Below are 19,271 nucleotides of genomic sequence, written 5' to 3' on the forward strand. Positions count from 1 at the left end.
AAGCGCCATGCCCACCCTCACGCCCCCCGGCAACCTGAAGCAATTCACCCTCGTCAACCCGCTCAAATCCTTCAGGTCGAGCACCCGGGTGTCCGTTTTACTGGACGACCAGCTCTGCCTGTACAAATCCCTCGCCCGCAAGGAGCTGGACGCAGGGTTTGAGATTGTCTTGAACCCACTCGGACAGGGGATATCCACGTTCGGTCTGTCTCCCCTGGCCCTGATCGATCTTGAAATCCCCGGTGCCACCGGCCCGCTGGATGACGGATCCTGGGGTATCAACGTTGCCGCCGCACAGACCAACTTTCCGTTGCAGGGGCTGCAACTCTACATTCAGCCCTGGTCGAGCATGGCGGTGGGCGACAGCTACAAAATCATGCTCAACGGTACGACGCAGGTCGCTTCGGGAACACTGCTCAAACCCGAGGACGTGGGCGCGCGGGTGGTTGCCTTCGTGCCCAGTGCACGCTTGGTCGACGGCGCACACACACTGTCATACAGCATCACGCGCCTGGGGCAAGCAGCCGAGGCATCGGACGCGCTGAACATTCTGGTCAAGCTCACGCTTCCCGGTGGGGTCGATGAGGACGGCAGCGTGCCAGGCCACTCAGAGCTGACATTCGACCTGCCTGACGACATCATCAACGACGGAGTCGATGCAGCCGCCGCCAAGGCAGGGGTTCCGGTCACCGTTCACCCTTATCCGAACATGAGCGTGGGAGACGATATCAAGGTGTCCTGGGGAGGGCACTTCGTGCATCACGCCCCGGTCACCCAGGCCGAAGTCGGTCAGGACATTGAAATCGTGATCGAGGAGGCCACCATTCTCGCGGCAGGTGATTCCGGCTTCGATGGTTTGGCCGTGACCTTTGAAGTCTACGACCTGGTCCTGAACCGCTCAATGGACTGGGCGGCCGAGAAGCGTGTCGTGGTCGACACCGGCAACGCTCGGCTGGACGCCCCCTTCGTGAAAGAAGCGGCCAACGGCGAGCTGGACCTTGATGCGCTGGGTGCTGAACCTGCAACCCTGCAGATCCCGGTCGCGCTTCCCGATTTCGCAGTGGGCGACAGGCTGGTCGGCAAGCTCACGGGCACCACTGCCGACGGGGATGCCGCGGAGTACGAGACCGACGAGGTTGAAGTCCTGACCCTCAATCATATTTATGAAAATCCCAATCCCCAATGCGCTCCTGCGCCGACTTGCCTTGGTGCAGGCCGCCTTTTCCTACACACGTGTCAATGGGAACGGCTCAACGCCGTCGAGAGGCCAGTTCGTCCACATCAAGGGCAGCGGCGTTGGTATGGAGGCCCCCATCGCCAAGGATGCCGCTCAGGGAGCGCTCGATCCTGAACTGGCGAGAACTGCCATCGAAATCCCCTGGGATGACAGCATGGCTGCTGGTGACCAGATTACATTGCGCTGGATCGGCACCCGCGCCGATCTCACGGTTTATGATCCCGCCCTTCCTCCGCACGTCATCACCGGACGTGAAGAAACCAACAAGCTGCCGATCAACATCAACGTCGACGGCACCCATCTCAAAACGCTGGACGGCGGAACCCTGCAGTTGTACTTCGAACTGGCCAAGGATCTGAATGGCAGCATCGTTATCCGGGAGTCTGCCAGAGCGTTCCTGTTGAATGTCGGAACACCCAGAGCCGAATTGCCGATTCCCATTGTGGCCGGGGTCGCTGATGGCGTGATGGACCCCGACCTGCCGGGGACGACATTGACGGTCCCCATCTACCCGAACATGGAGATCGGCGACGAAGTGCACTACCTCTGGAAAGGCAGCAAAACGGAAGAGCTCGAAGACTGGATCAAAATCAACTCCTTCACCAAGGACAAACCCGTTGTCTTTGACATCGATGCGCAATTCATCGCTGACAACGACGAAGGCACCATCGCCGCGTCTTACTGGGTGATCCGTGTGGGAAATTGGCGTAGCGATTCGGAAATTCTCAACTTCCAGGTCGGTGCCGGTGCTGTGCCCCTCATGCCGGTTCCCAAAGTGGCAGGCAGCGAAGATGGCGTGCTGGACTTGGCTGAAATCCCGAAGGGTGCGAAGGTGGTGATCGCCGCCTGGACACCGGACATGAATGTCGGCGATCACGTGTACATGACCTGGGAAGACGATCTCGGAAAACCGCCATTCCTGCTCGACAAATCCATCACGGGTGCCAGCAACAACAAGGACGTCGAATTCACCGTGCCTTTGGCCGAGGTCACCAAAAATGTCGGCGGCAATGTACGTGTCACCTATCGCGTAGAGCTTCTGGCTGGGGATGATCGCTCTTCTCTACCATTGACGTTCGACGTGGAAAACGACCTGCCTGTTCAGTTGCCGCCGCCCGCTATTGTGGAAGCCGTTGGCAGCCTGCTCGATCCGGGCAAGGTGCCCAATGGTGCAAATGTCAGCATCCCAGCCGAGGCGCAACTGAAGGCGGGCGATTCGGTCACCCTGAACTGGGCGGGCCAGCCTGGCGACGGCAGCGTGAGTCCAACAAAATCTGTGACGACCGATGGCGAGTTGCTAATCCCCATCCCCTACGTAAACGTCAAAGCCAACGATGGCTTCAGCGTCACACTGAGCTACACCGTCAAGCGTGCCGATCAAAGCGCCGAAGGCCCCTCGCCGTCGAGCACCTACGACATCAAGAGCGCCATCGTCGCAGGCCTGTTGAACGTGATGGGCGCCAGGTTCAGTCGCTCGGCGTATGAGGCATCGGCAAAGCCTCGCAGGATCAGTGCGTTCGACAAAAACACGGGGGCGACGCTGAACGCCGAGTGGCAATACGAGGGCGATACGGGCTGGACGCAAGCCACTAGCTGGAGAGACAGTCGCCCCTGGACGCCTCTGCATATACGCACCCGTGAAGACCATGTGGTGCTCAGCGCCGTGAATATCATTGGCAATGGATGGGCTCATGTGGCGCACCGTGACAGTGGCGACTTGATCGGTTGGGGATATGCTGGCTTTGGGGGGACGATCCCGCCCTCCATCATCACCCTGGACGACATCGTTGAAGTCTGCAGCAACCGCGCCGCCTACGCAGCACGGAGGAAAAATGGCGACGTCGTTGCTTGGGGAAGCGCAAGGGAAGGCGGGTATCTAGGCACCAACCCGCTGGACAGCTACGTCGCATTGACCAGCAACGGCTTTGCGATAGCCGGTATCCGGACGGATGGCAAAGTCTACGCCTGGGGCGTGGAGATTGCTGGTGGAACGGTACCCGATGCGGTCAAGGCACACAGTGACATCACTCAGGTGATCGGTGGCGAGCACGCGTTCGCGGCCATTCGTGGCACAGGGCAGGTCGTGGCCTGGGGTAGTCCAGCGGACGGAGGAACTGTGCCGGAAGACGTTGCGACGTTAACGGACATTAAAGAGGTTTCAGGAAACCATGGAGCCTTCGCTGCACTGCGTGCCAACCACCGAGTGGTGGCGTGGGGGGCGGTTGATAGGGGCGGCAGGGTGACCATGGAAGTCGCCGACGCGAGCGTTGCCGAACTGGGCGCCGCTTCTCATTATGCATTTTCGTTGATTACCACGTCCGGGCAAGTGCTGGCATGGGGCAACGCCGACCAGGGAGGAAGGGTGCCTGCGGCCATCAAGTCGCTGACCGACATCGTCGAAGTCAGCGCGACCTCTGACGCCATGGCCGCACGCAGGGCCAGTGGTCATGTTGTCGCCTGGGGCACGGCGGCCAGTGGCGGGGAGGTCCCAGCGGACATCGCCACCCTCGACGACATTGTTCAGGTGGTAGGCAACGCGCAAGCATTCGCCGCGCTGCGTCGTAACGGCACAGTCGTCGCCTGGGGTTACCCAGCGCTTGGGGGGGACACCAGCAGCGTCGTGGCACAACTGATCAACGTGAAAGCCGTCTACGCCAACGACCAGAGTTTCGTGGCGCTGCGCTCCGACGGTGAAATCGTGACGTGGGGTAACGCCGATGTAGGCGCAGACAGCAGTGCGGCGCAGCCCTATCTGAAAGGGCGTGTTTCCTACGAAACCCGCCTTGCCGTGAGTACACGGGCCTTGAAGGCACAAGCGGTGGCCAGCAAAAAATCCCGCGTGAGCCGCACGGTTTCGTTCAGTTTCGCTGAATGGGCCAAACCGCAGCTTCCCGACGCGCCGGGCGATGTGTTGGACCCTGGTGACGATCCGGAAAAAATGATCAAGGTACACATCCTTCCGGGCGCGCTGAACTATCAGGATCGCGTCAGGTTGTACCTTGAAGACACGCTGTACGACTGGACAGTCGTGGATCGCAATGGACCCGGCACCGGAATCGATTTCGAGGTCCCAGCCGGCGAGTTCATGGTCGGAGCAGGTGGCCAAGTGCGCGTCTGGTACGGCGTCATCCCCGTGGGCGAAAACGATGAGCAACCTTCCGCCGACCTGTTGCTGACGATCAGTGGCGGCTTTGAAGACGACGTCACGCTGGACCTCACCGCGCACGACTACCTGTTTGCGGAGGCGAAAGCCCCAGCGCAGACTCCGCCGGGGTCGGCACCTATTGGACCTATAACCTGAGCGGCACAGACCCTAACCAGAATGCCAGCGCATCGGACGGCAGCCTGGCAATGCAGGCGGCAGGTATCTCTCGAACAGCGGGACATCGGCAGCGCCCCGGCACGTGAAGCCAGCACCGCCCGGCCGACAAGGCCGGGCGGTCACTTCTATGTTCGTATATGAGGTCAGGATGACCGTGGATACCTGCTCAATCATCAGGTTGTTCGCCGTGGTGTGGCTGCTCGACAGCCTGAACGCAACGGCCAGCCCCACCGGGCCGGAAATCGCGCAACTGATCAACAATCGCTACCCGAGCACAGCCTCCACCTCTGCCGCCAGCAAACCTGCCTGGCAATGCAATGGCGTGCTGATCTGATGACAGCGCGGCCTACTACTGTAACGGCGTCCTGTTTCGCTCCAATCTCGCGACTTCTCAGTTTCACGCCTGGGAACCCAGCCCGGGGTCCATCGCCAATAATGGTATGTCATTTTCCTACGCGCGCCGGGAAGGCGCTCGCTCGATCCTTATTCGGACGAGGCTGCAAGCACGACCTCTGATTGAACGGCCATCCCCTGGGTACCCGCCGACCAGCGGTCGCAAAACCTGTCATTTCTGACAGTAGGCAAAACGGCCCACCCAGCGCCCAATATCAGGACGATTCAGCGAAACCGCAACGCCTGGATGGGCCTGCGCCCTGTCCACCGCGTGCACAACAGAAAGGACTCTAACGATGGCACGGTTCACACCCACCCTGTTTCCTCCCCTGCAACGGGACTCTTCAACGCTGGCGCTGCGCTCGCTACTCATCGGTGGCATAGTGACCCCGGTTCAGGGCGGCGACGGCGGTCTGAACATCGACGTTGTGCTATCCAACCCCCTCGGGGTGTTGGTCGCGGTGGATCCCTGGTTGCGCATGAGCAAGGGAGATCATGTCGATGTGTACTGGGATGACACGCGGGTTGATGGCCGTGATATCGATGACTCAAACCTCGATCAGCGCCTGTTTTTTTTCGTCCCCGCCGCACTGGTCGTGCCTGACTGGGCGGAAAAGGTGTTCTATCGCCTGACACGTCAAGGTTCGATCACACCGGAGGACTCCGTCATGATGCGCATCAGAGTGAAACTCGATGCGCCAGGCGGCGTGGATAAGGACCCCCATCTTCCCGGCCACTCGGAACTCGCCGCTCCCCGCTTGCCCCAAGACGTGATTGACAACGGCGTCGATGAGGACTGGGCAGCCAGAGGCGTACCGGCCGAAATCGCCGCATACCCTGGGCGCGCTGCACGAGACACCATTCAACTGCAATGGGGCGAGGCGTTCATGACCCATCAAGTCACTGACGCTGAGTCTGCGGGGAGTGCGCCGATCATCATGAACGTGGATCAGGCCATGATCCTGGCAGGTGGCGACTCACCCAATCTGCTGGTGCATTACCAGGTTTTCGACGAGGTCTGGAACTTCTCCTCGGACTGGTCGTTGCGCACGTTCATCAATGTCGAGGTAGGCGCACACCGCCTCGATCCGCCGATTATCAAAGAGGCATTCAATGGCGCAATAGACCTCGGCCAACTAGGGACAGATGATGTGACGATTCAGATAGAGGTCCGAGGGCTGCCTTTCGAGTTGAAAGATCAGGTCACCATGACCTGGATCGGTACCCCGAAAACAGGCGACCCGCTGATTTATGAACGCACTGTAACCCTCGACAACATCCCTTCAGTGACCGAGATCAAGGTGCCCAACGCAGAGATCCGCGCCCTTCTCGAAGGGAAAGGGGAAGCCAGTTACGTCCTGAACAAAGCGAACGGCGCGCCTCCACAATCATCCAAACGCGCCTTTGCGACCATCACGGGTAAAATCCCCCTGCCCGCCCCTGGTGTTTTCGAAGCCGTCGGAGACACGCTCGATCCCAGCCTTGAACGGGCACACGTGGTCATTCCCGTGTACGAACAAATGGCCAACGGCGACCTGATCGACCTGATCTGGCTCGGGCTGACACAAAGCGGCACACCGCTGCTCTACGAAGCGCAACACTCCGTCTCGAACAATGAGATAGGTTCTGTCATTTACATGCCCGTGATGGCCGAGCACATCGCTCCGCTTGTCAACGGCACCCTCGATGTCAGCTATCGAGTTTCCAACGACACCCTCGCCCCGCAGGAGGTGAGAGTTTCCAGCCACACCTCACTGGTGGTTGCCCAACGCTTCGCCGAGCTGCCTGCACCGTCTGTGGACGAAGCCGACGGCAACGTGCTCGACCCGGACAAGGTGCCGAACTATGCGACATATCGCATGCCTTACACAGGCACCACAGCGGGAGACATTCTGACCTGGTATTGGGAGGGTGAAGGTCTGGACGGCAGCGCAAGCGACTGGGTGCCCATCTCCAGCGTGGGCGCGGGCAAGCTCATGACATTCAACATCCCGAGGTCATTGATCGAACCCAACATCCACAGCATCGTCAAGCTGTACTACAGCCTCAAACTCGCCAGCACCGGAAAATACCAGTATTCGAGCGTGCTGAATCTGACCATTGGCACGCCGATTGGCGTCTTGCCCGCACCCCAGGTATTGGAAGCCAGCAATGGCACCCTCGACCCCATGCGTGCACAGACGGGTGCGACCGTGCGCGTACGCTACGAGACCATGGACCCGCAGGACATCATCACCTTGACCTGGCTGGGCACTCCAGGCACCGGCAGCCCGCCGGACCAAAGCATGGCCGCCAGTGCGAGTGGTCAGGTGGACTTCCCCATCAGCGCCAATGTGATCGGTGCCAACATCGCCCAAAATGTCAGCGTCTCGTACCGAGTCAAACGCTACACAACGGAAAAAACGTCCGACCTGGCGTTGCTCCACATCGACGCCATCGCCGATGCCCAGTTGCCGTCACCCGTCGTGAAAGAGGCCGATCCACAAAGCAAGATTTTGAACCTGGCCACCTTCACCGGGAACGCAACGTCGACCGTGGCGAAATGGCCGTTCATTGCGCTGGGCCAACGTGTCTGGTTGCGGCTTGAAGGCGAGGCTGAAAACGGCGCCCCACATACCATCGTTTTGCTGGATGGCAAGGCGATTTCAAGCGGGCAAGTCAGCGGGGGGCTATCAGAAACGCTGCTGCGCGCTGAATTGGAAAAACTCGCGCAGGACACCTCGTTAACCGTGGTTTGCAAAGTAGCGTTCAGCGAAACTGCCAACGAGAACATTGCGCTGCCGTTGCCTGCGACGGTTTATCAATTCAAACGTCATCACGACTGGGTCGAACCTGTCATCGTCAGCGTCAAGGACGCCAAGGGCGAAGTCTCCAACGGCGGAACGACGTTTGATACGACACTGAACCTCAGCGGCACTGCAACCCTCGACACCGAGCTGGAAATTCTCGACGGGACCGCCCGCCTGACCACCACACGCACGACGCTCACCGGCACTTGGTCCGTCGCGTTGGCGGCACTGCGGCCCAAAGCGTATAGCGTGACCGCTAAAGCACTGGATGGCAGCGGCCTGATTTCGCAGCCGCGGTCTTGGGAAGTGCTCGCCAATCTGACGCCGACCATTGAGCAGGTGCTGGATTCCAAAGGCCTCGTTAGCAACGGCGGCACGACTGTAGACACCACGCTGACGGTGTCTGGGAAGGCCAGCCCCGATCAACAGGTCGAACTGTTTGACGGAGCCGCTTCGAAAGGTACCGCCATCACGAACTCGATTGGAGAATGGCAGAAAGCCGTTTCTGGATTAGCGGTGGCATCGCATCCACTCAAAGCGCGCGCGCTTTATGGATCAAGCCCTGAATCCACCACGTGGACAATTATCGTTGCGACGGCTATTGCGCCGACCATCAGCAGCATTCAAGATTCGGGAGGGACAGAAATACCCGCCAACGGCTTCACTGTGGACATCAGCGTCACACTCACGGGTACGGCAAACGCCAATCTGGACGTGGAGATCTTCGACGGTGCCACGTCCATAGGAAAAGCAACGGCCAATGGAGCTGGCGTCTGGAGCCTGGCAGCAACAGGTCTGTCCGTGACTGCGCACGCCATGAAGGCCAAAGCCCTGTATGGTACTGGCCCCGAATCAACGGTGCGTCATTTCACTGTCGTCACAGTAGTAACGCCCACGATTACCGCTGTCGTCGATCCGCAAAATCGCCCGGTCCCTCATGGTGGCTCCACTTACGCCAATACCGTGACCGCCTCAGGCCGTGCATCGATCAACCAACCGCTCGAAGTGTTCGACGGCACCACCTCGAAAGGTACCGTCACAACGAACGCCAGCGGCACCTGGACGCGCGCTATCAGTGGGTTGAGTGTTGCCAGTCACTCGCTGACTGCCAAGGCGTTGTATGGGAATAAGCCGGTTTCGGCAGCATGGGCGTTCACGGTGAAAGCGGCCACTGCGCCGAGTATCACCAGCGTCAAGGACGCCAACGGAGAGGTCCAGAACGGAGGGCAAACGACGGCTACCTCAGTGACCGCATCGGGCACCGCCGCGGCCAGCGAACAGGTTGAAGTGTTCGATGGAAATACGTCCAAGGGAACAGCATCAGTTAATACAGGCGGGAGCTGGACGCATGTTGTATCGGGGCTTGCGTTGGGCGCTCATAGCCTGAAAGCCGTTGCGAAGTACGCTGACGGTGCGTCATCTGGCGTACGAACCTTTACAGTGATTTCGCCGGTACCGGAGTTTGTACTGGATCCCTCATCCGCGACACTCAATGGTCGGGTGTACATACTTCCTGGGAATCCTGACCTTGATCCCGTCAGTTGGCCTGCTGGCACCACCCTCACTCGCGTGCCAAGTAGCGGTGTCCAACCCTACACGTACTCATCGAGCAACACGTCTGTTGCTCGGGTCAACGGCAGCGGGACCGTGTATTCCCGCGGTAACGGAACAACGACCATTACCGTGCGGGACAGCCGGGGCCGATCGGGTGCTTACACCGTCACAGTCACTAATGTGATCCAGGTGGTGGGGCTAGGGAACAGCCTGTACTCAGTCGCCAACCGGAATGCTGCGAATCAAGGGAAGCGAATCCCAACACATGATGAACTTATTCAGATCGCCGCAGCCTACCTAGGGCGTTGGCCCATGGGGGACCGTCTTTACTGGTCAACAACACCGGGAGCTGGGCTCTGGACAGTTCGCTGCAAGAATCTGGTGACGGGAGGCTGGGCGGATGTGAGCACCAAGGAATTCCTCGGTGGCGGGCAATACGCCAATGTTGTGGCCATCTAGCAATGGGTTCGCCCCGACCGAAAGGCCGGGGCTTACACGTTACCAGCTATACCGCAACCCCACATTCGCCCCGAAAGGCTGTTCGATGTGCTCGCCATTGGCATAGTCGAAATCGGCGTGCATCTGGAACCTGTCGGTGAACGCTACCGCAATACCGGCGCCCAGCTCACCGCGCGTGCCGGACACGTCATTGTTGAAGACGTTGTTGTTGACCTGCACTTCGTTGTTTTTAGCGAACTCATGAACGCCTGCGACGCGAACATAAGGCTGCAAGACCTTGCCATCCTGCAAGGCGAAATTCCGGCCCACGGTCACACCGACCTTGCCCAGCAATGAGCGGGTACGGTCGCCCTCGGCTTCCATGCCATTATTCAGGCCATAGTCCTTGCCCTGAATGACCACCGTCGACCACTGAGTGAAGGGTTCGACGAAATACCCGTCATCCAGTTTGATGTGGCGCCCGAGCTCCACCGAGCCACCCAGACCGACGTTGTCATAGTCACCCTTGGCGCGGGTGCCATCGCTCATGCTCACTTTGGAATCATTACGGAAACGGTTGAGCTTGAGCACGCCATCGAAGTAGTAACCGGTGTCCTGATCCAGCCAAGTGGTGTAGGCCCCGACGTAGTAGCTCTTCACGGTACCGGAAGTGCCACGGTTCAGATCAAGATCGGACGTGCTGTGACCCGCGAGCACGCCGACCAGCCATTGGCCGTCACCCAGCGGCAGAGGCGCATCGGCACCGAGGGAAAAGCCTTGTTGCGTTTGCTTGTAGCCCAGGCCCGAGGCTTCATCGACGACATACTTGTTGCCGTAGGTACGCATCCAGCCCCCGGCCTGGCCGCCATTGAAGCGCAACTCGCCCATGCGAGTACGCAGGGAAGTCAGTTCGCCGTACCACACGGTGGGCGCCGTGTTGAACAGGGCCAGCACCGAGGCTGTACCGGGGCTGATCGTCGCTTTGCTCGGGTTCAGAAACCAGTCGGTTCCGCCAGAACCATTGGCCACCGAACTCAACGCGTAGGAATAAGTGCCCACGTCAACCGAACGATTGTTGGCCAGGGCGAAGGTTGCATCGCCACCGGCTGTGCGCACCATGGTCAGCGCCTCGGGAGAGACAGGATCAACGCCTGAACCGACGATCGACAAGGTATGGCTGCCCGTCGCGGAACCGGTGATGTTGAGGGTGTCGTGCTGATTGGTCGCGTAATCGACATCCATGATGAAGGTGCCGCTGCCTGACAGGTTGCCCACATCCAGCTGGAAGAATTCATTTTCCGCGCCGAATTTGACGACCCCGGTGTCCATCACCAGAGTGTTGAGTGCGGTGGACGCGGTCATGTTCCAGACCGAAGGATCCCCGACGGTCAACTTATCGACACCAATGAGATTGCCGGTGAACACCGAATCGTTTTGCAGCGACACCACGCCGGTGCCATCACTGGTGATATTGCCGGTCATCGAACTGGCGCTGAGATTGACCGTATCGATGCCACTGATATTTCCGGTGAGCGCAGAACCGTTGTTCAGCGCCAACGAACCGCTGCTGGTGGCGTCGGCGGTGATATCGCCGGTCAATCCACCGTGATCGAATGTCAGGTTGGCGGTGCTGTTGTTGGTGATGCTGATATTGCCGGTGACATCGCTGTTCTGTAGCAGAACATTGCCTGTCGCCGAGTTGGCCACTTCCAGTGCGTTGCCGTTGCCACCCACGAGGGTCGTGCCGTTGGTCAGATTGAAATTGGCGACCATGGGAGTGCCCAGGCCATCGATCCGGATCGCCGCGCCGTTGACGCCCTGCACCCGAGTACTGCCCAGATTGACAGTTCCTGTACGAATATCTGCCGGATTGACCCGATACAGAAACCCGTTCAGCCCGCCCGTGACCGAACTGCCAATCAGCGTCATGTTGGCGCCGATGCCGCGAATGCCATAACTGGTGGCCCCGGTTCCCGTGACGGTCGTACCGGTCATGTTGAGCGAACCGGCAAGTTGAGTGAGGCCACCCGTCGTGCCGCTGACGGACCCACCCGTGAACACGAACGTCGTACCCGGGGCGCCGCCTCCTACGCTCTGGTTACCGGAGACACCGACTCCATTTGTATTAACGATGGTGGCATTGCTCACCGCTACGGAGGCGTCTGTGGCGCTCAGCGCAGTGCCGCTGCTGGCAATGATGCTGGAATCACTGATGTTGCTTACCACACCAGAGTCAAGCGTGACGCTTTGTGCCGTGCTGTTGGCCAGAAGATTGAAGGTGCCAACCGCTCCGCCGCCGGTCAAATTCAGCATCTGCCCGCCACTGACAGTGAGGGTAGATCCGGGCCCCAAGGTCCAGTCCTCCACTGGATCCCCCGGTCCTACGACCACCGATTCACCGGGCAAAAGTTCTCGGGCCTGGGCACCGGAGGCGATGCAGAAAAGCAGGGGGATAAGTGCGGGAGAATTGAAATAGCGAGAAGAACAGCGAGATTTAGCCATGACCAGCTCCTTGGGTTGAATGCCATCCCGCGGAACTACCTAAAGACGCCGAAGGACAAAGGCGCACAAGTTACAATCCTAGATCCGGCGGATATGTAGGATGTTTCCTAGTTACTAGAGAGTAGCTTCCCACAATAGCTATTTAATGCCGTTCATCCTTCAATTCACCTGCCCTCCCCACTCAGACATGACAAAGCCGCACCACTGCGGCTTGTCATATCTGGAATGACTGAAAGAAAAACCACGAACGACGCTCACCGCCTGCGACGTGCGTTGGGAGGACATACCCCCCCAGCGTTTTCGGCACCGGCACGGATGAACGCCTCTCCTTGCATGACAGGCGTAGTATCCGATTCATACGTCAGACGGACAGCCCCGTTGCGGCCCACAGGCATGATGTAGTCATCGAAAGGCCCGGTGTTGAAGCTGTAACCATCGGTCGCTTCAACAGGGCTCAAGGTTTTTATGATTTCCTGGGGCGTTCCGGCCTCAATCGTACCTAGCCGGTCGCTATAACACTGCCAGGTGAAGGTCAGTTTCTCTCCCCCCTTCAGAAGTGGCGCATTCCCCGGAATATCGATGACAACATGCTGATCGGGCCCGATGTAAGAGGAGCAGTTCAGCGCAGGTGAACCATCGGCCGCCTCTCCCGCATCAGGGAACTCTGGTGTCGCCAGTTTGATCGGCAACGCCGCACTGACGTCCACCAATGTCGGAACGCAGGCTTCGATGTTACCCGCTCCGCTGACCAGTCCTACGGTGTAAAACACCGGAATATCAGTCGCGCTGGGCAGGTCCTTGATGTCGTCCCATGCCACGTTGAATGTATAGGGATTCCCTGGATTCCCCGTCACCGGCGACAGCTTGCCCACCTCGTTGTCCAGCGAGTACCAGTACAGAATCATCTGCTCTCCCGGACCGATCGGATCGTACAGGTCAACAGTCACCTCCACGGGCAGACCGACATCCTCCTCATTCAAAACGTTGTCTTCCGGACTTGCCCCTGTCCCCCTGACCGTGACTTGAGGCAAGTTGGGATTTACGGGGCGAGGCCTGTCCGGGTTGACCGGACCCGGTACGAAGAAATCGACACTGATGGTCGTCTCGGCCGACGCGAACGTCTTGTTACCTCGTCTGACCACATATCTGATCGCTGTATCCAGTGGCCCCTTTGCCGCACCATACGCAGGTGCAAGAATCGTCGGGTAGGGAACAATCAGGGTCATGGGGTTTTCAGCGGATAACACCTCATGGGTCGCATGCACCGAAGCCGTTCCCCAAGTGAGTTCCACAATGTCGTGCTCTAGCCAGTTTCCGTACAACGCGACCTTGACCAGATCCTCTCCCTGCGCGACATCGTCAAGATTCAGGATATTGTCATCGGCGATCCGGGGCACCGTAGGTGCGGCCAGAGGCAGTACAGGCAGGGGTTTGATGAATAGACCGGTTTCAGCGTTATCGGAGATTGGCCCCCGGTTTCCCACTTTGTCGACCAGCCGGTAGTACAGATAAATCGTGCCGTCGCGCAAACCATCGAAAGCAGTGGCGGGTATTTTGACCGTCTGCGGCGTACCGACATCGGCACTGTAAACAGGCTGAGTAGGCACGGTATTTTCGTTGTGCACATAAATCTCTACCGAGTCACCCGGCTGTTTATCGCTGTAAGTCGGGATCGTGATCTCCACGCCACCGTTGTTTGCCAGATAATCACCTGTGATGCCATCGGAAATGACTGACGGATCGTCGAACGTCAATGCCGTCGGCGACTGGTTATTGTTGGGTGGAGTTTTATCGATGATAAAGGCCGTTATGGTGGAAAAGTCCTCGGACCCGATATCGATCACGACACGATAACGCAGCTCAAACGTCCCCTCGTCCTTGAACGCGGCCTGGCTTAACATCAACGGCATTGGAAAATCGTCAGGATCCAGCGGACCAGGCACATCGATTGGAGCCTGGGAGTCCGTCCAGGTAGGCGATCCCTGGCGGCGCCACTGAAACGTCAACCTATCTGTCTCCCCTTGACTTGCGCTGCCTGGCCATTCGGGAATGAGGACTTCCATATCACTTTCTTGATCGTCTCGCGGTACCAGACCGGCGAATTGCGTATCACCATTCCACCAGTCAGGCAATATTGGAGCAGCCAACACCAGGATACCCGCGCCGCCTTTGATCTTTTTCTCCTGACTCACCCGGCGCGCCAACTCCCACCGCAGGAAGTCAGGTTTACTCGCTACTTTGCTACCCATGTCGTTTCTCCTTGACGTGATGCGCGCCAGTCGAGCCCGGAACGCCCTGTATTTCCCTGTACTACTGTTATCTACCGCCACGTCCCTGTGCTCGAAACAGGCGCGCGAGAAAACTACGGCATCGACGACAAAAGCTGCACCCCTGGCGGTGACTGGCGCCCTTCAATCCCGTCAGCCGGATCGGCCCACACACCTCGCCGTCGGGCCATTTTCGGTTGATCTTCACCAGTCCCTCGTACGAGCCACCGGACTGGCCACTGAACTTCACCAATTGATAGACCGCCACGGCAGAGCCCTCGATCATGGGCTCGATATGAGGAATGAAGGGCTCTACGAGAATGTCCAGATAGCCGTCCGCCACATTCTGTGCACTGACGGTTCTGAAAAAGGTGCCCTCGGTACCGGCAATGGGGTCTTTGCCGTTCAGGGTTCTATAGCCCTGCCAGAAAAGCGTGATCTCATCCTGAAATTCGAACAGGTTGCGCACGAACGCGATCCTGACCCGGATCCCTTTCCAGGGCTCATGGGAGCAGTTGATATACCCATCAAGCCCTGTGTCCGGGAACTCAGGCTCTGGTAAATCACCGCCAGGCAGGGGTTTGAGCATGACCGACACAAGGGTTTCCCGGGAGAATGTCAGGGACTCGTTCCCTGCACGATCCCGCACCTTATAGGTCGCGTAATAATTGCCATCCCTGCCGGGTGCACGAATGGCATCCCCCGGCAGATTGATCCGGATGTCGGCCGCATCGATTTCTGCCTGAGTCACGGTTTTGTTGGCAACCACGCTCGATGTCGGAGGGTTGTTCTGCGACCAGTAGAGGTCCACCACATCGCCTTCCTCAGCGTCCAGATACACTGGCGTCGGCAAACGCAACTCGACCTGATCGTTGTGACTGGCCAGATAAGCGTCTGTAATGCTGCCCGTCAGATCAGCGGGCAGCAGCAATGCACGCAGTTGCTGGTTATAGCCGGGAGGGCGAGTATCGATCGTCACGATCCTGAAATCAGACGACACGACCGAGCCGACATCATTCGTCACGCTATACCAGGCTTGGTATCGACCATCAGGCTGAAGGAATGCCTTGTCGACACGCATGGACACGGGAAAAAGGCTGGGGTCTATCGGACCTGGAAAGCGTATGGCGTCAGCTGGCTGACCGGACGGATCATTGCTCCAGAAGAGCTCCAGCAGATCGGTCTCTCCCGGATCGGCCGGCACTGCCCAGAGAGGGATTTGCACCTCAAGATCGTCAAGATGAGTGCCCGTCGCAACGACGCCATCAGGATCGTTCGGATCAACGATGGCGGGCACCTCGGGAGCCACCAGATTGGCGCGCGCCGCGCCCCCCGTCAGTGCTTTCCACACACGCCCCATCCAGTCCCTGGCCATCCCGCCCGTCTCCTTGCGATGACACGCGCGGCCGTCCGGTTTCAATCGGTGACCGCAGCGCAACAGGGCTCCATTGAGAACCGTTTGACCGAGTTTTCCTACTGTCAGAAATGACAGTACGGGCTACCGCCGGTCGGGCTGGATGACATGCCGGTAGCGGGTCAGATCAGGTCGCTATCAATCACCAACACGACCTTCCCCGACACCTGATTGCTCGCCAGCTCCGCGAACGCCTCTTCGGCCTCATTGATCGGAAAGCTGCGCGCCAGTTGCGGCTTCAAGCGGCCTTCGGTGAACAGCGGCCAGACGTGTTGACCCAGATCAGTCAGCAGATCGGCCTTGAACTGATCATCACGGCTGCGCAGGGTCGAGCCGAGGATCTGGATGCGCTTGCCCAGCACCAACGCCAAATCGAGTTCGGCCTTGCGCCCCCCCATCAGGCCGATCAATACCAGACGGCCATCAGTGCCCAGCACTTTCAGGTTGAGCGCCGCGTAATTGGCGCCGACCGGGTCGAGGACGACATTGAATGGCCCGAAGTCGCTCAAGCCATCGAGGCTTTCGTCGCGAATGACACCGCCTTGGGCGCCGAGGTCTTCGCAATATTTCAATCGCCCCGCTGAGCCCACACTGACCCAACACGGGTTACCAAAGGCCTTGCACAGCTGAATGGCAGCTGAACCAACGCCACTTGCTCCGGCGTGCAGCAACACTTTTTCGCCGGGCTTGAGCGCGGCCAGTTGGAACAGATTGAGCCAAGCCGTCGCATAAACTTCCGGGATGCCCGCCGCTTCATGCAACGACATGCCCTCTGGTACCGGTAAAACATGCCGTGCGTCGACCACCACTTCCTCGGCCATCGCGCCGCCCGCCACCAGCGCACAGACGCGGTCTCCAGCCTTCCAGGAGGTGCCGGAACCCACCTCGGCAATCACGCCTGAGCACTCCATACCCAGGATGTCGGTGACGCCCGGCGGAGGTGGATAAAGACCGGCGCGCTGCAACAAATCGGCGCGATTGAGACCTGCGGCCGCCACCTTGATGCGGACTTGTCCTACATCGAGCGTCGGTGATGGCTGCTCAACCCATTCCACGTGACCTTCAACGCCTTGCAATGCTTTCACGGTGCCTCCATAGTGACTCTTGGACTGAGCTCGACGCACCTCGCGGCGTTCGGGCTTTTTGCATTATTCGACCGGGTTCCCGTCGAACTTTTTTGCAGTACGACAGGAACCGGCGACCTCAAAGACGGCCTACTATGCGTTATCCATTGTCCACGCGTCGAATCAGCATGAAGCATTTGTTGCCCAGCACCACCCTTGCATTACTCATCGGCCTGGCAGCCTTGCCAATGTCCGCCAGTTCGTTCGCAGCCAATAGCTGGGACAACCTTCAACCTGATCGCGATGAAGTCATCGCCAGTCTGAATGTCGTGGAGCTGCTGAAGCGCCACCACTACAGCAAGCCGCCGCTGGACGACAAGCGTTCGGAAATCATCTACCAGAGCTATCTCAAGCTCCTCGATCCGGCGCGCAGCTACTTCCTGGCCAGCGACATCGCCGAGTTCGACAAGTGGCGTTTCCAGTTCGACGACTTCCTGAAAAGCGGCGATCTGAACCCGGGATTCACTATCTACAAGCGCTATCTGGACCGCATCAAGTCGCGTCTGGATTTTGCCTTGGCGCAGTTGAGCAAAGGCGTCGACAAGATCGACCTGAACACCAACGAGACCTTGCTGGTCGACCGCAAGGACGCGCCATGGCCGAAGAACGAGGCCGAGCTCGACGACCTGTGGCGCAAGCGCGTCAAGGACGAAGTCCTGCGCCTGAAGATCGCGGGCAAAGACCCGGCGAAGATTCAGGAAACCCTGACCAAGCGCTACAAGAACCAATTGGCGCGCCTGGGCCAGACCCGCAGCGAAGACATCTTCCAGGCGTACCTGAACACCTTCGCGATGTCCTACGATCCGCACACCAACTACCTGTCGCCTGACAGTGCGGAAAACTTCGACATCAACATGAGCCTGTCGCTGGAAGGCATCGGTGCCGTTCTGCAAAGCGACAACGATAACGTCAAAATCGTGCGCTTGGTGCCAGCCGGCCCTGCAGCCAAGACCAAGCAGGTGGCAACCGCCGACAAGATCATCGGCGTCGCCCAGGGCGACAAAGAGATGGTCGACGTGATCGGCTGGCGTCTGGACGAAGTGGTCAAGCTCATCCGTGGTCCGAAAGGCTCGGTGGTGCGTCTGGAAATCATCCCGGCGAGCAACGCGCCGAACGATCAGACCACCAAGATCGTTTCGATCACTCGTGAAGCGGTGAAGCTTGAGGAACAAGCGGCGAAGAAATCGATCCTGCACCTGAATCAGGACGGCAAGGATTACAAGCTGGGTGTGATCGAGATTCCCGCGTTCTACCTGGACTTCAAGGCCTACCGCGCGGGCGATCCGGAGTACAAGAGCACCACTCGCGACGTGAAGAAGCTGCTGACTGAATTGCAGTCCGAGAAAGTTGACGGCGTGGTCATCGACTTGCGCAACAACGGCGGCGGTTCGCTGCAAGAGGCCACTGAGCTGACCAGCCTGTTCATCGACAAAGGCCCAACCGTGCTGGTGCGTAATGCCGACGGTAAGGTTGACGTGCTGGAAGATGAAAACAGCGGCGCGTTCTACAAAGGCCCGATGGCGTTGCTGGTCAACCGCCTGTCTGCGTCGGCGTCGGAGATTTTCGCCGGTGCGATGCAGGATTATCACCGCGCGCTGATTATCGGTGGCCAGACCTTCGGTAAAGGCACCGTGCAGACCATTCAGCCGCTGAACCATGGCGAACTGAAACTGACCCTGGCCAAGTTCTACCGGGTGTCCGGTCAGAGCACCCAGCATCAGGGCGTACTGCCGGACATCGCCTACCCGTCGATCATCGACACCAAGGAAATCGGCGAAAGCGCACTGCCGGAAGCGATGACCTACGACACCATCAAACCGGCGATCAAACCGGCAGCCGATCCGTTCAAGCCGTTCCTGGCTCAGTTGCAGGCGCGTCATGACGTGCGTTCGGCCAAAGACGCTGAATTCGTGTTCGTCGAGCAGAAACTGGCGCTGGCCAAGAAACTGATGAGTGAGAAGACCGTCAGCCTCAACGAAGCCGAGCGCCGTGCCGAGCACGCCGACGTCGAAGGCAAGCAACTGGTGATGGAAAACACCCGTCGCAAGGCCAAGGGCGAAGAACCGCTCAAGGAACTGAAGAAAGAAGACGAAGACGCATTGCCGGTGGACGACGACAAGACCAAACCGGAAGACGACGCGTACCTGGCCGAGACTGGCCGGATTCTGCTCGACTACCTGAGTCTGAGCGGGTCTGTGGCAAAGAAGTGAGTCGACAGAAATGATCGTGCC

Annotated in this window: 9 protein-coding genes; 5 read left to right on the forward strand and 4 right to left on the reverse strand. The window is 59.0% G+C overall.

The window, feature by feature from the left end:
- Positions 1 to 7 precede the first annotated feature (7 nt).
- The 4 genes from ACI2KB_RS03870 (at position 8) to ACI2KB_RS03885 (ending at position 9,754) form a co-directional block, all read left to right on the forward strand.
- Entirely contained in the window at positions 8 to 1,351 is a 1,344-nt protein-coding gene (locus ACI2KB_RS03870) for a hypothetical protein (RefSeq protein ID WP_404631520.1), read from the forward strand.
- Positions 1,302 to 4,538, forward strand: coding sequence for an RCC1 domain-containing protein (locus ACI2KB_RS03875; protein WP_404631522.1), 3,237 nt, complete (start codon positions 1,302 to 1,304; stop codon positions 4,536 to 4,538). The genes ACI2KB_RS03870 and ACI2KB_RS03875 overlap by 50 nt, the downstream gene beginning before the upstream one ends.
- Before the next feature lie 169 nt (positions 4,539 to 4,707).
- A complete protein-coding gene (locus tag ACI2KB_RS03880; RefSeq protein WP_404631524.1) occupies positions 4,708 to 4,893 on the forward strand; it encodes a hypothetical protein in 186 nt (61 codons plus the stop codon).
- A 355-nt stretch (positions 4,894 to 5,248) separates the two neighbouring features.
- Positions 5,249 to 9,754 (forward strand): hypothetical protein, encoded by a 4,506-nt coding sequence (locus ACI2KB_RS03885; protein ID WP_404631526.1) that lies wholly within the window; start codon positions 5,249 to 5,251, stop codon positions 9,752 to 9,754.
- Positions 9,755 to 9,793: 39 nt separating this feature from the next.
- Here the strand turns inward: ACI2KB_RS03885 and ACI2KB_RS03890 are convergent, their stop codons facing one another.
- From ACI2KB_RS03890 to ACI2KB_RS03905, 4 genes are all read right to left on the reverse strand, one after another.
- Positions 9,794 to 12,235 carry an autotransporter outer membrane beta-barrel domain-containing protein gene (locus ACI2KB_RS03890; RefSeq protein ID WP_404631528.1) on the reverse strand — a complete coding sequence of 814 codons (2,442 nt, stop codon included), beginning with the start codon at positions 12,233 to 12,235 and terminating at the stop codon, positions 9,794 to 9,796.
- A gap of 254 nt (positions 12,236 to 12,489) precedes the next feature.
- Entirely contained in the window at positions 12,490 to 14,484 is a 1,995-nt protein-coding gene (locus ACI2KB_RS03895; protein ID WP_404631530.1) for a hypothetical protein, read from the reverse strand.
- Positions 14,485 to 14,551: 67 nt separating this feature from the next.
- Complete coding sequence (locus tag ACI2KB_RS03900) at positions 14,552 to 15,877, reverse strand: hypothetical protein (protein WP_404631532.1); 1,326 nt, start codon at positions 15,875 to 15,877, stop codon at positions 14,552 to 14,554.
- Positions 15,878 to 16,038: 161 nt separating this feature from the next.
- On the reverse strand, positions 16,039 to 17,001 hold the full coding sequence (locus tag ACI2KB_RS03905) for an NAD(P)H-quinone oxidoreductase (protein WP_404631534.1): 963 nt from the start codon (positions 16,999 to 17,001) through the stop codon (positions 16,039 to 16,041).
- Between the two features lie 167 nt (positions 17,002 to 17,168).
- Between ACI2KB_RS03905 and ACI2KB_RS03910 the strand changes: the two genes are divergently transcribed.
- Positions 17,169 to 19,250 carry a carboxy terminal-processing peptidase gene (locus ACI2KB_RS03910; RefSeq protein WP_404631536.1) on the forward strand — a complete coding sequence of 694 codons (2,082 nt, stop codon included), beginning with the start codon at positions 17,169 to 17,171 and terminating at the stop codon, positions 19,248 to 19,250.
- Positions 19,251 to 19,271: the final 21 nt, after the last annotated feature.

Source organism: Pseudomonas sp. NPDC088444 (assembly GCF_044900175.1).
Taxonomy (GTDB): Bacteria; Pseudomonadota; Gammaproteobacteria; order Pseudomonadales; family Pseudomonadaceae; genus Aquipseudomonas.

Excerpts from the sequence above, each read along its gene's own strand:
- ACI2KB_RS03870 (WP_404631520.1), top strand. The coding sequence starts at position 8 with ATGCCCACCCTCACGCCCCCCGGCAACCTGAAGCAATTCACCCTCGTC.
- ACI2KB_RS03875 (WP_404631522.1), top strand. The coding sequence starts at position 1,302 with ATGGAGGCCCCCATCGCCAAGGATGCCGCTCAGGGAGCGCTCGATCCT.
- ACI2KB_RS03880 (WP_404631524.1), top strand. The coding sequence starts at position 4,708 with ATGACCGTGGATACCTGCTCAATCATCAGGTTGTTCGCCGTGGTGTGG.
- ACI2KB_RS03885 (WP_404631526.1), top strand. The coding sequence starts at position 5,249 with ATGGCACGGTTCACACCCACCCTGTTTCCTCCCCTGCAACGGGACTCT.
- ACI2KB_RS03890 (WP_404631528.1), bottom strand. The coding sequence starts at position 12,235 with ATGGCTAAATCTCGCTGTTCTTCTCGCTATTTCAATTCTCCCGCACTT.
- ACI2KB_RS03895 (WP_404631530.1), bottom strand. The coding sequence starts at position 14,484 with ATGGGTAGCAAAGTAGCGAGTAAACCTGACTTCCTGCGGTGGGAGTTG.
- ACI2KB_RS03900 (WP_404631532.1), bottom strand. The coding sequence starts at position 15,877 with ATGGCCAGGGACTGGATGGGGCGTGTGTGGAAAGCACTGACGGGGGGC.
- ACI2KB_RS03910 (WP_404631536.1), top strand. The coding sequence starts at position 17,169 with ATGAAGCATTTGTTGCCCAGCACCACCCTTGCATTACTCATCGGCCTG.